This window comes from Microbispora sp. H10949, from assembly GCF_014161435.1.
Lineage (GTDB): Bacteria > Actinomycetota > Actinomycetes > Streptosporangiales > Streptosporangiaceae > Microbispora > Microbispora triticiradicis.
On sequence record NZ_JABBWZ010000002.1, the window covers coordinates 392,666 to 407,328 of the forward strand.

At 74.1% G+C, this 14,663-nt stretch carries 12 protein-coding genes; 10 read left to right on the top strand and 2 right to left on the bottom strand.

Features of this window, described 5'->3' with window-relative positions; all coding sequences use genetic code 11:
- Window positions 1-81: 81 nt before the first annotated feature.
- Window positions 82-1,845, bottom strand: a complete 1,764-nt coding sequence (locus tag HHX40_RS06045) for a biotin carboxylase N-terminal domain-containing protein (RefSeq protein ID WP_182879719.1) — start codon at window positions 1,843-1,845, stop codon at window positions 82-84.
- Window positions 1,846-2,167: 322 nt separating this feature from the next.
- Between HHX40_RS06045 and HHX40_RS06050 the strand changes: the two genes are divergently transcribed.
- Entirely contained in the window at window positions 2,168-2,440 is a 273-nt protein-coding gene (locus HHX40_RS06050; RefSeq protein WP_111698308.1) for a WXG100 family type VII secretion target, read from the top strand.
- A 188-nt stretch (window positions 2,441-2,628) separates the two neighbouring features.
- Here HHX40_RS06050 and HHX40_RS06055 read toward each other — a convergent pair whose 3' ends face one another.
- Window positions 2,629-7,557: an FtsK/SpoIIIE domain-containing protein gene (locus HHX40_RS06055; RefSeq protein WP_182879720.1), complete on the bottom strand. Its 4,929-nt coding sequence runs from the start codon at window positions 7,555-7,557 to the stop codon at window positions 2,629-2,631.
- A 527-nt stretch (window positions 7,558-8,084) separates the two neighbouring features.
- On the opposite strand from HHX40_RS06055, the gene HHX40_RS06060 reads away from it, so the two are divergent.
- The 9 genes from HHX40_RS06060 (at window position 8,085) to HHX40_RS06095 (ending at window position 14,492) form a co-directional block, all read left to right on the top strand.
- Window positions 8,085-8,768: a hypothetical protein gene (locus tag HHX40_RS06060; protein ID WP_182879721.1), complete on the top strand. Its 684-nt coding sequence runs from the start codon at window positions 8,085-8,087 to the stop codon at window positions 8,766-8,768.
- 1 nt (window position 8,769) lies between these two features.
- Complete coding sequence (locus tag HHX40_RS06065; RefSeq protein ID WP_307801657.1) at window positions 8,770-9,573, top strand: MinD/ParA family ATP-binding protein; 804 nt, start codon at window positions 8,770-8,772, stop codon at window positions 9,571-9,573.
- A gap of 64 nt (window positions 9,574-9,637) precedes the next feature.
- Window positions 9,638-10,957: a CpaF family protein gene (locus HHX40_RS06070; protein WP_111698300.1), complete on the top strand. Its 1,320-nt coding sequence runs from the start codon at window positions 9,638-9,640 to the stop codon at window positions 10,955-10,957.
- A complete protein-coding gene (locus HHX40_RS06075; RefSeq protein WP_182879722.1) occupies window positions 10,954-11,925 on the top strand; it encodes a type II secretion system F family protein in 972 nt (323 codons plus the stop codon). The genes HHX40_RS06070 and HHX40_RS06075 overlap by 4 nt, the downstream gene beginning before the upstream one ends.
- Entirely contained in the window at window positions 11,922-12,980 is a 1,059-nt protein-coding gene (locus tag HHX40_RS36305) for a type II secretion system protein (protein WP_310737958.1), read from the top strand. Before HHX40_RS06075 ends, HHX40_RS36305 begins: the two co-directional genes overlap by 4 nt.
- On the top strand, window positions 12,980-13,231 hold the full coding sequence (locus HHX40_RS06085; RefSeq protein ID WP_138460427.1) for a hypothetical protein: 252 nt from the start codon (window positions 12,980-12,982) through the stop codon (window positions 13,229-13,231). The genes HHX40_RS36305 and HHX40_RS06085 overlap by 1 nt, the downstream gene beginning before the upstream one ends.
- A gap of 291 nt (window positions 13,232-13,522) precedes the next feature.
- Entirely contained in the window at window positions 13,523-13,654 is a 132-nt protein-coding gene (locus HHX40_RS36310; RefSeq protein ID WP_259403298.1) for a hypothetical protein, read from the top strand.
- Entirely contained in the window at window positions 13,651-14,037 is a 387-nt protein-coding gene (locus HHX40_RS06090) for a TadE/TadG family type IV pilus assembly protein (protein WP_310737959.1), read from the top strand. The genes HHX40_RS36310 and HHX40_RS06090 overlap by 4 nt, the downstream gene beginning before the upstream one ends.
- A 71-nt stretch (window positions 14,038-14,108) precedes the next feature.
- A complete protein-coding gene (locus HHX40_RS06095) occupies window positions 14,109-14,492 on the top strand; it encodes a TadE/TadG family type IV pilus assembly protein (RefSeq protein WP_165900496.1) in 384 nt (127 codons plus the stop codon).
- Window positions 14,493-14,663 lie beyond the last annotated feature (171 nt).

A 14,663-nucleotide genomic window follows, 5' to 3' on the forward strand; every position in this document is an offset into this window, starting at 1 on the left:
CTATCGTTCCCCATCGCCGCACCACACCGCACGGTCACCGTGCGGTCGTCACCCGGCTCCGCGCCGTGATCGCGGGCCGGGTCAGGCGTCCTTGATCTCGCAGAGCGCGGTCCCGGCGGTGACCGTCTGGCCGACGGCGGCCGCCAGGCCGGTGACCGTGCCGCCCTTGTGCGCGGTCAGCGGCTGCTCCATCTTCATCGCCTCCAGGACGATGACCGTGTCGCCGGGCTCGACGGTGTCCCCGTCGGCGACGACGACCTTCACGATCGTGCCCTGCATCGGGCTGACGAGCGCGTCGCCGCTCGCCGCGGCCTTCTTCGCGCCGCTCCCGCCGGACCGCCTGGGCGCCGCCTTCCTGGGCTCGGGGCGGTCCGCCCCGAGGCCGGACGAACCCAGCCCCGCTGGCAGCACGACCTCCAGTCGCTTGCCGCCGACCTCGACCGTGATCCGCTCGCGTCCCGCCGGCTCGCCGGAGGCCTCCGCCGTCGCCTCGTACGGCGGGATGTCGTTGACGAACTCGGTCTCGATCCACCGGGTGTGGACGGAGAAGGGCTCGCCGACGAAGGCGGGGTCCTCCACCACGGCCCGGTGGAACGGCAGCACGGTCGGCATGCCGCCGATCTCGTACTCGGCCAGCGCCCGCCGCGCCCGCTCCAGCGCCTGCCGGCGGGTGGCCCCGGTCACGATCAGCTTGGCCACGAGCGAGTCGAACGCCTGCGGGACGCTCATTCCGGTCTCGTAGCCGCCGTCCAGGCGTACGCCCGGCCCGGACGGGACGCGCATCGAGGTCAGCGTGCCGGGCGCGGGCAGGAAGTTGCGGCCCGCGTCCTCCGCGTTGATCCGGAACTCGATCGAGTGGCCGCGCAGCACCGGGTCGTCGTACCCCAGCGGCTCGCCGTCGGCGATGCGGAACATCTCGCGGACGAGGTCGATGCCGGAGACCTCCTCGGTCACCGGGTGCTCGACCTGGAGCCGGGTGTTGACCTCCAGGAAGGAGATCGTGCCGTCCTGGCCGACGAGGAACTCGCAGGTGCCGGCGCCGACGTACCCCGCCTCGCGCAGGATGGCCTTCGACGACGAGTAGAGGAGGTCGAGCTGCTCGTCGGTGAGGAACGGCGCCGGGGCCTCCTCCACGAGCTTCTGGTGACGGCGCTGGAGCGAGCAGTCGCGGGTGCTGACGACGACCACGTTGCCGTGCCGGTCGGCCAGGCACTGGGTCTCGACGTGGCGCGGCCGGTCGAGGTAGCGCTCGACGAAGCACTCGCCGCGCCCGAAGGCGGTCACCGCCTCACGTACGGCCGACTCGTAGAGGTCGGGGATCTCCTCCATCGTCCGGGCGACCTTGAGCCCGCGGCCGCCGCCGCCGAAGGCGGCCTTGATGGCGATCGGCAGGCCGTGCCGCCCGGCGAACTCGACCACCTCGTCCACACCGGACACCGGGTCGGGGGTGCCCGCCACGAGCGGGGCGCCGACGCGCTGCGCGATGTGCCGGGCCTGGACCTTGTCGCCGAGGGCGTCGATCGCCGAGGGCGGCGGGCCGATCCAGATCAGACCGGCGTCGAGCACGGCCTGGGCGAAGGCCGCGTTCTCGGCGAGGAAGCCGTAGCCGGGATGGACGGCGTCCGCGCCGGTCTTCGCCGCCACCGCCAGGATCTTGGCGATGTCGAGGTACGTCTCCGCGGGGCTCTGCCCGCCGAGCGCGTGCGCCTCGTCGGCCACCCGCACGTGCAACGCGTCCAGATCCTGGTCGGCGTACACCGCCACGCTGGCCAGGCCGGCGTCCCGGCACGCCCGGGCGATCCGTACGGCGATTTCGCCACGATTGGCGATCAGGACCTTTTGCACCGGGATGTCCCTTCCCTTCAGCGCTCGCGAACCCTGCCTGGGAGTGTAGAGGTGCCGCCTCGTCGCCGGGGGCCCCAGGGGCACCCCTGACCTACGCCGGGCAGGGATTTTCAGGGGGCGCCGGAGTCGTCCCCCTTCGGAGGGCGCGTGGCCGCACAGGCTCCCGGCGGGCCTCCTGGCAAGGCCCGGCCCAAGAGGAATAACTACCAGAAAAGCCACATTCTCCTGGCCTTCCGATATAGCCGCTCGGCATAAGGTCTTCACAGGATTGACATGCGTTTTACGGTGAGGGCGGCCCCTTTGTCGATGGAGGAGTGACTGAATGAGTAACAGCTTGCTCGGCGGCGACCCCGCGGAGATGCAGGGCATGGCCGCGCAGTTCAGCCAGCAGGCGGACCAGGTTCGCACCACGATGGCCGCCCTCGACCGTGAGGCGGCCAAGGTCGGCACCGCCTGGACCGGCCCCGGCGCGCAGCGCTTCCACGACGCCTGGCAGAGCTACCGCACGGCGTTCCAGCGAATGGCGGAAGAGCTCAACGAGGCCTCCCGGGTCATCACCACCTACCGCGGCAACATCGAGTCCGCCACCCGCTGACGAAATCCGCGCGATCTCTCGCCGGGCGCCTCGGCTGACGAGGCGTCCGGCGATTCGCGAAAAAGGACGGCCTTCGGGCCAGGAAAGACCTGAAATGCCGTCCTCGTCACACCGCCGGACGCCGCCCACGCGGCGTCCGGCACGACGTCGGGCACAGGGTCGGGAACAGGGTCACGCACGGCACGGGGTCACTGGGGGACGGCGCACTGGATAGGGGTCGCGGTGCCCGAGATGACCAGCAGGCCCCGCCCGGGAGGCCCGCCCACGGCGCCACGAGGCAGCCGCACGGTGAACAGGTCCCCGTCGGCCGGGCTCTGCACGTTGAGCAGCAGCCCGGTCCTGCCCTTGCGCGCCTCGGCCGCGAAGCCCCGGTAGGCCGTCGCCAGGTCGCCGGTGGCCCCCGCGACGAGCAGGCCGTGCTCGCCGTCCCGGCCGGTGCGCAGGATCTCGTCCAGGGCCAGCCCGAGCGGCGAGTCGGGCGAGATCAGTTCCGCGTCGTCCACGACCACCACATAACGCTCGTGCCCGGCGACCAGGGCCAGCGGATCGAGCGCGCCGGGCAGGCCGCCGAACTCGTCGGCGCCGCCCCCGGTCACGCTTCTGGCGTTGCCGTCCAGCACGGCGAGCACTCCGGATGCCCCGGCGAGGTCGCGCAGCGGGCTGCGGCGCGGGGTCACGACGAGCACCGGCGTGCCCCGGGCAAGCAGTGAGCGTGCCGCCGTGACCAGCGTGGACGACCTGCCCGAGCGGGGTGGTCCGGCGATCACCGCCGCCGGGCCCTGGCCCTGCAGGTCCACGCCCAGTGGCGCGAGCGCGTCGCCTCCCGCGCCGAGCAGCGCCCACAGCGCCGACGGCGGCTCGAACGCCGGAGCGAGGTCCATCGCCTGCTCCGCCGTGATGCGCATCGGCAGGGCGTCCACCCTCAGCGGGGGCTCCGACGGCCAGACCCAGGCACGGCCCGCCTCCCCGTCGTCCGTCCCGCCGCCGGTCCCGCCGCTCGTCGTGCCCCCGGTCGTGCCCCCGAACCTGGCCGCGGTCGTACGGGCGAGATCCTGCAGGACCGCCACCTGCGCGGGGCCGGAGGGGTCGTCGCCCAGCAGCGCGACCTGGCTCTCCACCAGGCCGTGGTCGCCGACCGACAGGGCCCGGCCCGGCGGCATGGAGGTCGGCAGGTTGCGTACGGGCAGCCCGGCGAGTCCGTAGTCGGCGGGATCGGCGAGCCGGAGCACCAGCCGGTCGTCGAAGACGGTGGAGATCTGCCCGATCAGGCCCGACCGGTCGGCGGTGACCACGGCGCGCAGCCCCACGGCCGGTCCCTCCCGCAGCAGTTGCAGCAACGCGTCGACCAGCCGCCCGTAGTCGTAGTTCTCGAACGCCGCGACGTACCCCTCCCAGCGGTCCAGCAGCAGCACCATCCAGGGCAGCGCCCCCACGCCCGAACGGTCCCGGGCCGTCAGCGGCCTGGTGTCGGTCCGGGACCTGGCGGCGGCCCGCGCCTCGGCGAGCGAGGCGTACCCCGCCTCGGCCAGCAGGTGCTGACGGCGCCCGACCTCCGCGCGTAGCCGGGTCAGCAGGCGCTCCACCCGGTCCATCTGGTCGCGCGTCACCACGGCGCCGCAGTGCGGCAGCGCGACGAGCGGCAGCAGCGCGCCCGACCCGCAGTCGACGGCGTGGACGTGCACGTCCTCGGGGGAGGCGCCGGCCGCGATCGACCCCGCGATCGTCCGCAGCGCGCTGGACCTGCCGCTGCGCGCGCCGCCCGCGATCAGCAGGTGACCGCCGTGGCGCGGGTCGAGCGCGAGCGCCCGCCGGCCCTGCCGCCAGGGCAGGTCCGTCACGCCGAACGGCAGCGGCGGCACCTCCTCGATCCCCGGCCGGTACGGCGGCGCCGATGCCAGCGCCCCGCCGTCGAGCGGGTCGCTCCCGGAGCCGGTCTCCCCGGCGCCCCCCTCGTACCTCACCGACGACCCCGACCGTCCGGCGGCCGCGGCCTCGACGTCGAGCACGACCCGGTCCGGCAGGGGCGGCAGCCAGGGACTGGGCTGGCGGGGCAGCCCGTTCCCGGCCTCCAGCAGCGCGTCCACGAGCAGGGCCAGGTCGGTGCCGCTCCCCGCCTGGGCGGGCGGGGCGGGCAGGGGATGGCCGAGCGCGGGCCAGGGCAGGTCGAGCACCCGCACGTCCTCGGCGCCGCCGTCGGCCGCGCCGTTGCCGCGGACCCGGGCATGGGGGGTCCGCCCGCCGATCCTGGCCGTCTGCACGGCGACCGGCGTGGCCGAGCCCGCCCGCACGTAGCAGCGGCCCGGCGTAGCCCGGGAGATGTGCGCGGCGTCCGGCACGTCGATGACGTCCCCGGACTCACGGGCGTCGGTCACCCGCAGCGCGATCCTGAGCGAGGTGTTGGCCTGGATGTCGGCGGTGACCACGCCGCCCGGCCGCTGGGTGGCGAGGATCAGGTGGATGCCGAGTGAACGGCCCCGGCGGGCGATGTCGACCAGGCCGTCCACGAAGTCGGGCAGCTCCGCCACCAGCGCGGCGAACTCGTCGATGATCAGGACGAGCCGGGGCAGCGGCGGCAGGTCCCTCTTGCTGCCGGCGCTCTCCGGCACCGGCGCGGCGAAGATCCCGCCGCCGCGCGTCCGCCGGACGCCGCCGCTGCCGAGGACCCAGGTGGCCCCCCGCGACCGCTGGTAGTCCTCGATGTCCTTGGCCCCCGCGTCGAGCAGCAGGCGCTCCCTGCGCCGGATCTCGGCGGCCAGCGACGACAGGGCCCGCTGGGTCAGGTGGCCGTCGAGGTCGCTCACCATGCCGACCGTGTGCGGGAGCCGTACGCACTCCTTGAAGGCGGCGCCGCCCTTGTAGTCGATCAGCACGAACGTCATCTCGTCGGGCCGGTTGACCACGGCGAGCGAGCAGATCAGGGTCTGCAGCAGTTCCGACTTGCCCGCGCCGGTCGTGCCCGCGACCAGGGCGTGCGGGCCGTCCCTGCTCAGGTCCACCTCGAACGGCCCCTCCGGCCCCACGCCGATCAGGGCCCGGGTCGTACGGCCCTGCCGCTCCGCGAGGGCGGCGGGGTCGGGCGAGACGTCCAGCAGGTCGAGCAGGCGGACCGCGTCGGGCAGGGCGGCCGAGGGGTCCTCGCGGCTGACGTCACGCAGCGGGGCGAGCGCGCGGGCCAGGCGCTCGGCCCAGGACGGCGAGACCCGGTCGGCGCGGATGCCCGTGATCGGGTCGAGGCCGCCGCCGTGGAGCCGTACGCCACCGGCGGGGTCGCAGGACACGACCGTCGCGCACTCCTCGGGCAGCAGCCGCTCGTCGTCGTCGATCGCGATCGTGTAGACCCCCGCCCGGGGTCCCTGCCGCAGCACCTGCGGCATGCCGGGCAGGCCGCGCAGCACCTGCGCGCCGTCGAGCACGACGAGCACGTCGAACGGCCGCTCGTCGTAGGTCGTGAAGGCCGGCTCGGCGGACCGGTTCCCGCCTCCGCGCCCCAGGTCGTCCCAGCCGGCCGGGCCGCCCGACAGGCGGGCGCCGCGTGGCGCCCCCGGGTAGGGGCCGGAGCCGTTCTCGCTGTCGAGGCGTTCGGCGACCAGGGCGGTGAGTTCGGCGACACGGCGCGCGGCGGCCTCGGGGTCGGCGCCGACGAGCGCGGCGCAGTCGGACGACAGGGCGCCCCCGCGGGCGGCGTCCGGGGCGCAGTGCGGCAGCCAGCGGACCCAGCTCCACTGCTCGGCGCCGTCGGCGTTGGCCGACAGCACCACGACGGCCAGGTCGCGCGGGCTGTGCAGGGCGGCGGCCTGGCCGACGAGCCACCGGGCGCAGCCGAGGGCCACCTCCCGCGGCCCGGTCAGGCCCGCGACGCCGAGGCGGCGCATGACGAGCGCGACCGGCACGTCGTGGCAGACGGGCGGCTCCCGCCGGGCCGCGTCGGGGGGAGTGCCGGTCTCCGGCTCGAACTCCAGGTCGGCGGGCAGGTCGGCCAGCCCTATCCGCAGCCGCAGCGCGTCCTGGTCGTGCACGCGGCGCTCCCAGAGGCGGCGGCGCGGCCCGGTCGCGGTGAGCAGCACCTCGGCGGGGTCGGGAGCGCCCTGGCGGCGGGCCTCCTCGTCCTGCCGCACCGCGCGGGCCACCTCCGCCTCGAAGGCGGCCATCCGCTCGCGGTACGCCTTGATCGCCTGGCGGTGCTTCTTCCTGCCGTGCCTGCGGTCGCTCACCCACTGGCCGATCATGATGAGCGGCGTCATGAACGCGATCAGCAGGTAGTACCACGTGTGCGTGACGAGGGCCATGACCACCCCGAGGACGGCCGGCAGCATCGCGGCCAGCAGCTGCAGCCGCATGCCCTCGCCCCGCTTCGGCTCGGCCGGGACCGTGAACCGCCGCTGCCGCTCGGGCCGCTGCAGGCGCGGCGGCCGGTTGTAGGCGAGCCCGCCGTCCTGCAGCGCGTCGAGGTGAGCGTCCGGGGGCCGCACGGGGCCCAGGGAGAGCACGGAGCCGCCGCAGGAGAGCATGCCGCCCGCGGGCCACTCGACCGCCCCGGTGACCGGTTCGCCCTCCAGCCGGGCGACCGGTTCGCCGCCGGGGGCGGACGCCGGTCCGGCGGGCTCCACGGTGGCCGTTCCGAGGGCGAGCCTGACGACCAGTGCGACCGGCGGCATCCGGGGGTCGGGCACGGAGATGGCGCAGGCGGGATCGGCGCCGACCGTGTGCGCGCCGAGCCCGATCCGGTGGACCACCCCCGCGCCGGGCCCGCCCACCACGCGCAACTCCGCCGGGCCGCCGGGCTCCTCGGTGACCGTGGCGGCCGCGGCGTGACCGTCCAGGGCCACCAGGTCGCCGTCGCGCAGCAGGCCGAACACGACCGCGTCGGGGTCGAGCGGCCGGCCGTCCACCCAGAGCCTCGTCTCCTGGCCGACGGCGGGCCTGGCGGGCCGGTCCCGGTCCATGTCGTACGGCGCGCGGGCGCGCGGCAGCCGTACGACGTTGGCGGGCCGGGCGGACGCGCCCTCCAGCATGGCGGTGAGCGCGCCGGTGAGGGCGGCGACCGTGGCGGTCCCTTCTCCCTCGACCAGCACGTCCCGGCGGCCGTGCTCGGTGACCACGGTGAGCGTAACCCGCATGCGCAGACTCCCAGACGGCGGTGGTGCGGCGGAGAACTCCGGAAAGCGTTTCATCCCGGGGCGGTCCCGTGAAGATCTTTCCCGAGGTCCGCTCCGGTGCCGCCTCGGGTCCGGGCGCTCTCCCGCGGGACACCGTAGCCGCGCGCCCGCCGCTCATCTGGGCGTTTCCCGGAATAGGTAAAAGCGTCTGTCATCCGGCGTACGTGTGACGGACCGGGAGACATGCCCGGCGCGGACCCGGCCGCGCTTCCCGAGATGCGGCTGTGAACCATGCGACAAGTGGGGAAGAAGTGGTCAGTTACTATCACGAAATGTCGGGATAGTAAAGCCTTGTGTCGATATGGCGATAGATCGACTCCCGTTGACAGGCGTATTCCTAACGGATAAGCATGGGTCGCCACTTCGCGCCACTTATGGCGGCGGGAGCTGGCCATAATGGAGTGAATTCGGAGCAACGGTAAGACCGTAATTACAATCAAGCGGCCCGAAAACAGAAGGGGCGCCGTCATCCTGGGGGTCCCCCACCCATGAGGATCAGCGAGAAGACGCCGCAGGACGCTCGCGCGGCGGCCCGGCCCGGCCTGTCCGGACCGGCCTCCCGCAAACTGCCCGTCCCGCCGAGGGAGCGCAAGCCCGCCCTCGCCGCGCTCGCCGTCCTCCTCATCCTGGGCGGCGCGCTGGCCACCACCCTTCTGGTCATGCGCAGCGGCGACCGCGTCTCCGCCGTGCAGATCACCCAGCAGGTGGGCGCCGGGCAGCGCATCCCGGCATCGGCCCTCAGAGAGGTGCAGATCGCCGACACCGGCATCGACTACGTCGCCTACCGCTACAAGGACGAGGTGGCCAAGACGTACGCCGCGGTGACGCTGTTGCCGGGCACGCTGCTCACCCAGCAGATGACTTCGAATTCGAGCGACCAGGTCGGGCCGGGCAAGGCCAAGGTCGGCCTCTCGCTCAAGGCGGGACAGATGCCCGGCGACCTCAGGTGGAGCGAGATCGTCCAGGTGGTCTACGTGCCCACGGCCGGCCGCGGCTCCGTCACCGCCCAGCAGAAGGTGCTGACCACCGCCGCCCGCGTGGAGAGCATCTCCTCCGGACGGTCCGGCGGCGGGCTGGTCACGATCGTCGTCGACACCACGATCGCGCCGACCATCGCCCAGTACGCCTCCAGTGGGGAGATCGCCCTCATCTCGCTTCCGGGGGTCAAGTGACGTGGCGCTGATCGTGCTCGCGGCCGACAAGGGGGCGCCCGGTGTGACCACCGCGGCGACGGCCCTCGGCGCGGTGTGGCCCCGCCCGGTGCTGCTGGCCGAGTGCGACCCGTCCGGCGGCGACCTCGCCTACCGCCTGCCCGGGGCCGACGGGAGCGTGCTCAACCCCGGCCGCGGCCTGCTCAGCCTCGGCGCGGTCGCGCGGCGCGGGCTCCACACCGATCTCGTGTACGAGCACACGCAGAAGCTCGTCGGCGGTCTCGACGTGCTGGCCGGGCTGACCAGCGGCGAGCAGGCGGCGGGCCTCACCTGGCTGTGGGGGCCGCTCGGCCGGGCGTTCGCCGCCCTGCCGCAGGCCGACGTGCTCGCCGACTGCGGCCGCCTCGGGTTGCACGCCCCCATCAACGACCTCATGGCCGAGGCCGACCTGGTGGTGCTGTTCACGCGGGCCAGCCTCGACCACGTCGCCCACCTGCGCGAGCGGCTGTCGCTGCTCGGCCGCAAGGCCGGCGTCGTCGTCATCGCCGACCCCCGGTCGTACCGCACGTCGCTGGAGGAGATCCGGCGCATCGTGTCCGGCTGGGACGTCGCCTTCGTCGGCGGCCTGGCGCACGACCCGAAGGGCGCCGAACTGCTGCGCGGCCAGTGGGGCGGCAAACTCGACCGCAGCATGCTGATCCGTACGGCGCGGGAGCTGGCCACCCGCCTCGCCACGCACCTCGCGGGCGGCGAGGACGATTCGCAGGCGGCGCGGCGGCAGCCGGGCGGCCGGTTCACGCGACGGGCCCCGGAGGTGCGGTCATGATCGCGCGGACCGCCGGGCACGCCGGGCGGACCGGACGCTCCCGCGGGCCGGGCGAGGGGGCGGCATGAACGCCCAGCGGCGGACCGTGGACCACGGCCTGGTGAAGCGGTTCCGGCAGGAGGTCGGCGACCGTCTGGCGCACCAGCGGCGGCTGGACCAGGCGAGCGGCCTGCCGCCCATGTCGGGGGAGGACGAACGGCAGTTCGCCCGGGCGCTGATCGCCCAGGTGCTGGAGGAGTTCGCGCGCGGCGAGATCGGCGTGGGGCGCACGCCGCCGACCGCCGAGGAGGAGGAGGCGCTCGCGGCGGGCATCCACGCCGCGCTCTTCGGCGTCGGCCGCCTCCAGCCGCTGCTGGACGACCCCGAGGTCGAGAACATCGACATCAACGGGTGCGACCGGGTGTTCGTCAGCTACGCCGACGGCCAGGAGATCATGCACGATCCCGTCGCGGAGTCCGACGAGGAGCTGGTCGAGCTGATCCAGATCCTCGCGGCCTACTCGGGCCTCTCGTCGCGGCCCTTCGACACCGCGAACCCGCAGCTCGACCTGCGCCTGCCGGACGGCTCGCGGCTCTCGGCGGTCATGGACGTCACCGTGCGGCCCGCGCTGTCGATCCGCCGGTCCCGCCTCGGCAAGGTCTTCCTCTCCGACCTCGTCGGGAACGGCACGCTCACCCCCGAGGTGGGCAGGTTCCTCACGGCCGCGGTCGCGGCGCGCAAGAACATCATGCTCGCCGGGTCGACGAACGCCGGGAAGACGACGCTGCTGCGGGCGCTGGCCAACGAGATCCCGCCGACCGAGCGGCTCATCACGGTGGAACGCGCCCTTGAGCTGGGGCTGGACCAGTTCCCCGAGCTGCACCCGAACGTGGTGGCCTTCGAGCACCGCCTGCCCAACTCCGAGGGGCAGGGGGAGATCACGATGGCCGAGCTGGTGCGCCGCTCGCTGCGCATGAACCCCTCCCGGGTGATCGTGGGCGAGGTGCTCGGCGACGAGATCGTCACGATGCTGAACGCGATGACCCAGGGCAACGACGGGTCGCTGTCGACGATCCACGCCAACTCCAGCATGGAGGTGTTCAACCGCATCGCGACCTACGCGCTGCAGGCCGTGGAGCGGCTGCCCATCGAGGCCACCCACATGCTCATCGCCGGGGCCATCGACTTCGTGGTGTTCATCGAGAAGCGCAACGACTACCACCGGGGCGGCACGCTGCGCCGCTACGTGTCCAGCGTGCGCGAGGTCACCGGCTGCGACGGCCGGGTGCTGTCCTCGGAGGTGTTCGCGATGGCGGGCGGCTACGTGGTGCCGCACGCCCCGATCTCCTGCGCGGACGAACTGGCCGCCCACGGCTACGACCCGGCGATGGGAGCGTGGCGATGAGCGGCCTGCTGCCCGTGCCCCCGGACCTGCTCGACCCGCTGGTGCTGCTGCCCGGCGCCATGGCCGGCGGCGGGATCTTCCTGCTCGCCCTGGCCCTGTACGGCGTGCGTCCCCGGCCCGCCGCCCCCGACGGCAGGGCGAAGCGGACGGCGCTGCTGCGCACGCTGTCCACCAGGCTGGCGGTCGCCCTGATCACGGGGGTGCTGGTCCTGGTGGTGACGGGGTGGCCGGTCATCGCGGCAGGCGCCGTACTGCTGGTCATCGCCTGGCGCGGACTCACCGGCGGCGCGGCGGAGGAGCGGGCCGCGATGAAGCGGCTGGAGGGCCTGGCGGCCTGGACCGAGTCGCTGCGGGACACGATCGCCGGCGCGGCCGGCCTGGAGCAGGCCATCCCCTCGTCGATCCGGGCCGCGTCGCCGACGCTGCAACCCCATCTGCGGTCGATGGTCGACCGCCTGCACATGAGGATGCCGCTCTCCGACGCGCTGCGGATCTTCGCCGACGAGCTGGACGACACCTCGGCCGACCTCGTCGTGGCGGCGCTGATCCTCAACTCCCGGCTGCGCGGGCCGGGCCTGCGCGACGTGCTGTCGGCCCTGGCGGTCTCCGCCCGCGAGGAGCTGGACATGCGCCGCCGGGTCGAGGCCGAGCGCAGGTCCACCCGCAAGAGCGTGCAGATCGTCGTCGGCACCGCCCTCGTCTTCGCCGGCGCGCTCGTCGTGTTCAACCGGTCCTACGTGGAGGAGTACAACTCCGTGCTCGGCCAGGCCGTGCTGGTCATCGTGGCCGGCCTGTTCGGCGCGGGCTTCGCGTGGATGCGGCGGCTCGCCCGCTTCGACAAGCCCGCCCGGATCCTCGCCCCGCACCCCCGGGCCGAGATCTCTCCACCGCAGACCCGCTCCCAGACGCGGCCGGTCCCCACCGGAGGAACCGCCGGTGGTCTCGCGGCCGAAGGGAGGACGCCGTGATCAACACCGTGCTCGCCGGGGTGGTGCTCGGGCTCGGGATCTTCCTGCTGCTGCGGGCGCTGTTCCCGCCCCGGCCCGGCCTGCTCGCCCGGCTCGCCGCGCTCGACCAGGCCCGCGACGGCACGGGCGTGCCGCGGGCTCCCCTGATCGCGCCGGAGGAGGACGTCAGCGAGTTCCGCCGTACGCTCGGCGTCCGGCTCGCCCGGTTCTACGAGAGCCGCGGCTGGGAGGCGCGCTCGGTCAAGGCCGACCTCGCGCTGCTCGGCAGGTCGTTCGAGGGCTTCCTGGCGACGAAGCTGCTGCTGGGCGTCTCCGGCTTGCTGGCGTTTCCGCTGCTCGTCGGCTGGCTGGCGCTGATGGAGTGGGGGGTCTCGCTGCAGGTGCCGCTGTGGTCGGCCCTGATCGTCTGCGTGATCTTCTTCCTGCTGCCCGACGTGCAGCTCAAGCGGGACGCCGCCGTACGGCGCCGGGACTTCCGGCACGCGGTCGGGGCCTTCCTCGACCTCGTGGCGATGAACCTCGCGGGTGGCCGGGGCGTCCCGGAGGCGCTGATGATGGCGGTCTCCGTCGGCAGCCCCGCCGCCACGCCCGGCGCGCTCAACGGGACGCTGAACGGCGCTTCGAGCGGCGCGGTCGCCGGCACCTCGACCGGCATCGTGAGCGGCGGTGTGAGCGGTGGGGCGAGTGGCGCCGGGAACGCGGCCGGGCCCGCCCCCGGCGCGAACTGGGCCATGGAGCGCATCCGCGAGGCACTGGCGAACGCCCGGATCGTCGGCATCACCCCGTGGCAGGCGCTCGGCCAGCTCGGCGACGAGATCAACGTCGACGAGCTGCGCGACCTCTCGGCCGCCCTCGGGCTGGTCGCCGACGACGGCGCCAAGGTGCGCTCGTCACTCACCGCACGGGCCGCCACCCTGCGCCGCCGCGAACTCGCGGAGGTCGAGGGCAAGGCGGGCGAGCGGTCCCAGTCCATGCTCGTCGCCCAGCTCCTGCTGTGCGCGGGTTTTGTGATCTTCCTTACCTTTCCGGCAGCCATGAAGATGTTGGGGGCCTGATGCTCTGGTTTCACTATCTGGTCGCCGTGCTCCACGTACGGCTCGACCGCGCCAGGACCGCTCCGTCCAGGGGTGCCTCGGCGGTCGAATGGGTGATCATCACCGCCATCATCGCCGGGGTCGCGCTCGGCCTGGCGACGCTGATCAAGTCGGTGGTCGAGGGACGGCAGGCCGACATCCAGAACAGCTTCGGCGGCGGTGGCGGCGGTGGCGGTGGCGGTGGCGGCGGTGGTGCCGGCGGCGGCGGGTGACCAGGGTGCAGGGCGGACGCGGCCGCGTGCCACGCGGCCCCTGTCCCTGGCGTGCCACTGAGCCGTGCGGGCCCGGTCCCGGACGGCTCGTTGACCTGTCGTGCGGCTCCGATCCCGGACGGAGTGACATCGAGCTGTGCGGTGGCGAGTTGTGCGGTGGCGGGCTGTGCGGGTCCGTACCCGGGCGGCACTGTGGCGGGTCGTGCGGTGGCGGGTTGTGCGGTGGCGGGTCGTGCGGGTCCGTACCCGGGCGGCGTGGCGGCGGGCCATGCGGCTCCGTTCCCTGGTCGCGTGCCGAAGGACCCCACGGCTCCGTGCCGCGGCGGCAGGGCGAGCGGCGTGCTGAGCGGGGCGCTGAGCGGCGCGGCGAGTGGGGCGCTGAGCGGCGCGGCGAGCGGCGTGGTGAGCGGGGCGCGACGGTGATCGAGCTCGCCATCCTGATGCCGATCGTGCTGGTGGTCGTCTTCCTGATCGTCCAGGTCGCGCTCTGGTTCCACGGCCGTCAGGTCGCCGACGCCGCCGCGCGGGAGGGCGCGCGCGTCGCCAGGACGGCGGGCTCCTCCGACGGCTGGCAGGACGCCGCGGAGGGCAAGGCCCGGCAGATCGTGCAGGCGATCGGCCCGCAACTGCTGCGCGACGCCGAGGCGAAGGCCTGGGAGCAGGGCGACCAGCGGGGCATCGAGGTCACCGGCGACGCCGTACTGGTGGTGCCGCTGCTGCCCGAGATGGCCATCCACATCACCTCGCGCTTCGGCGGGCCCGTCGAGTGCTTCCGCCCGGACGACGGCTCGGAGGGGTGCGAATGACGCTCCGCTCCACCCCGGCCCCAGGACTCGCCCGGGCTCCACGTCTCGCCAGGAAAGGAGAGAGGGGCTCGATGACGGCCGAGACGGTCATGCTCGCCCCGCTCTTCCTGCTGTTCCTGCTGTTCCTGGTCGCGGCGGGCCGGATCGTGGAGGCGCAGGGAGAGGTCAACGGGGCGGCGCGTGACGCCGCGCGGGCCGCCTCGGTGCAGCGCACGCGGTCGGAGGCCGAGTCGGCCGCCAAGGAGGCCGCCGAATCGGCCCTCTCCGGCGAGTGCTCCCCGGAGGTCGACATGTCGGGCACCGAGTGGGAGATGAGCACCGACGACCATCTCGCGGTCGTCCGCGCCACCGTTACCTGCGAGCTCGATCTGGCCGTCCTCGGCTTCGGCGCGGCCAAGCGGATGTCGGGCACCTCGGTCGTGCCGCTGGAGCGGTTCCGGAGGGTGCAGGAATGATCCCTCTTTCCCGCCCCGCCGCCCCGCCGGCCGCCGCCCTCGCGCCAGGCGTTGTTCCGGCGCCGAATGCCGCGTCGGCACCGGCCGTCGCCGCATCGGCTGTCGCCTCGGCATCCGGCCGTGCCCCGGCATCGTGCTCCACTTCGGCACCGGCTTCCGGCCCGGCGCCGG

Coding starts and splice junctions, on each gene's coding strand:
- HHX40_RS06085 (WP_138460427.1), top strand. CDS start 12,980: ATGCTCTGGTTTCACTATCTGGTCGCCGTGCTCCACGTACGGCTCGAC.
- HHX40_RS06095 (WP_165900496.1), top strand. CDS start 14,109: ATGACGGCCGAGACGGTCATGCTCGCCCCGCTCTTCCTGCTGTTCCTG.
- HHX40_RS06050 (WP_111698308.1), top strand. CDS start 2,168: ATGAGTAACAGCTTGCTCGGCGGCGACCCCGCGGAGATGCAGGGCATG.
- HHX40_RS06060 (WP_182879721.1), top strand. CDS start 8,085: ATGAGGATCAGCGAGAAGACGCCGCAGGACGCTCGCGCGGCGGCCCGG.
- HHX40_RS06075 (WP_182879722.1), top strand. CDS start 10,954: ATGAGCGGCCTGCTGCCCGTGCCCCCGGACCTGCTCGACCCGCTGGTG.
- HHX40_RS06055 (WP_182879720.1), bottom strand. CDS start 7,557: ATGCGGGTTACGCTCACCGTGGTCACCGAGCACGGCCGCCGGGACGTG.
- HHX40_RS06070 (WP_111698300.1), top strand. CDS start 9,638: ATGAACGCCCAGCGGCGGACCGTGGACCACGGCCTGGTGAAGCGGTTC.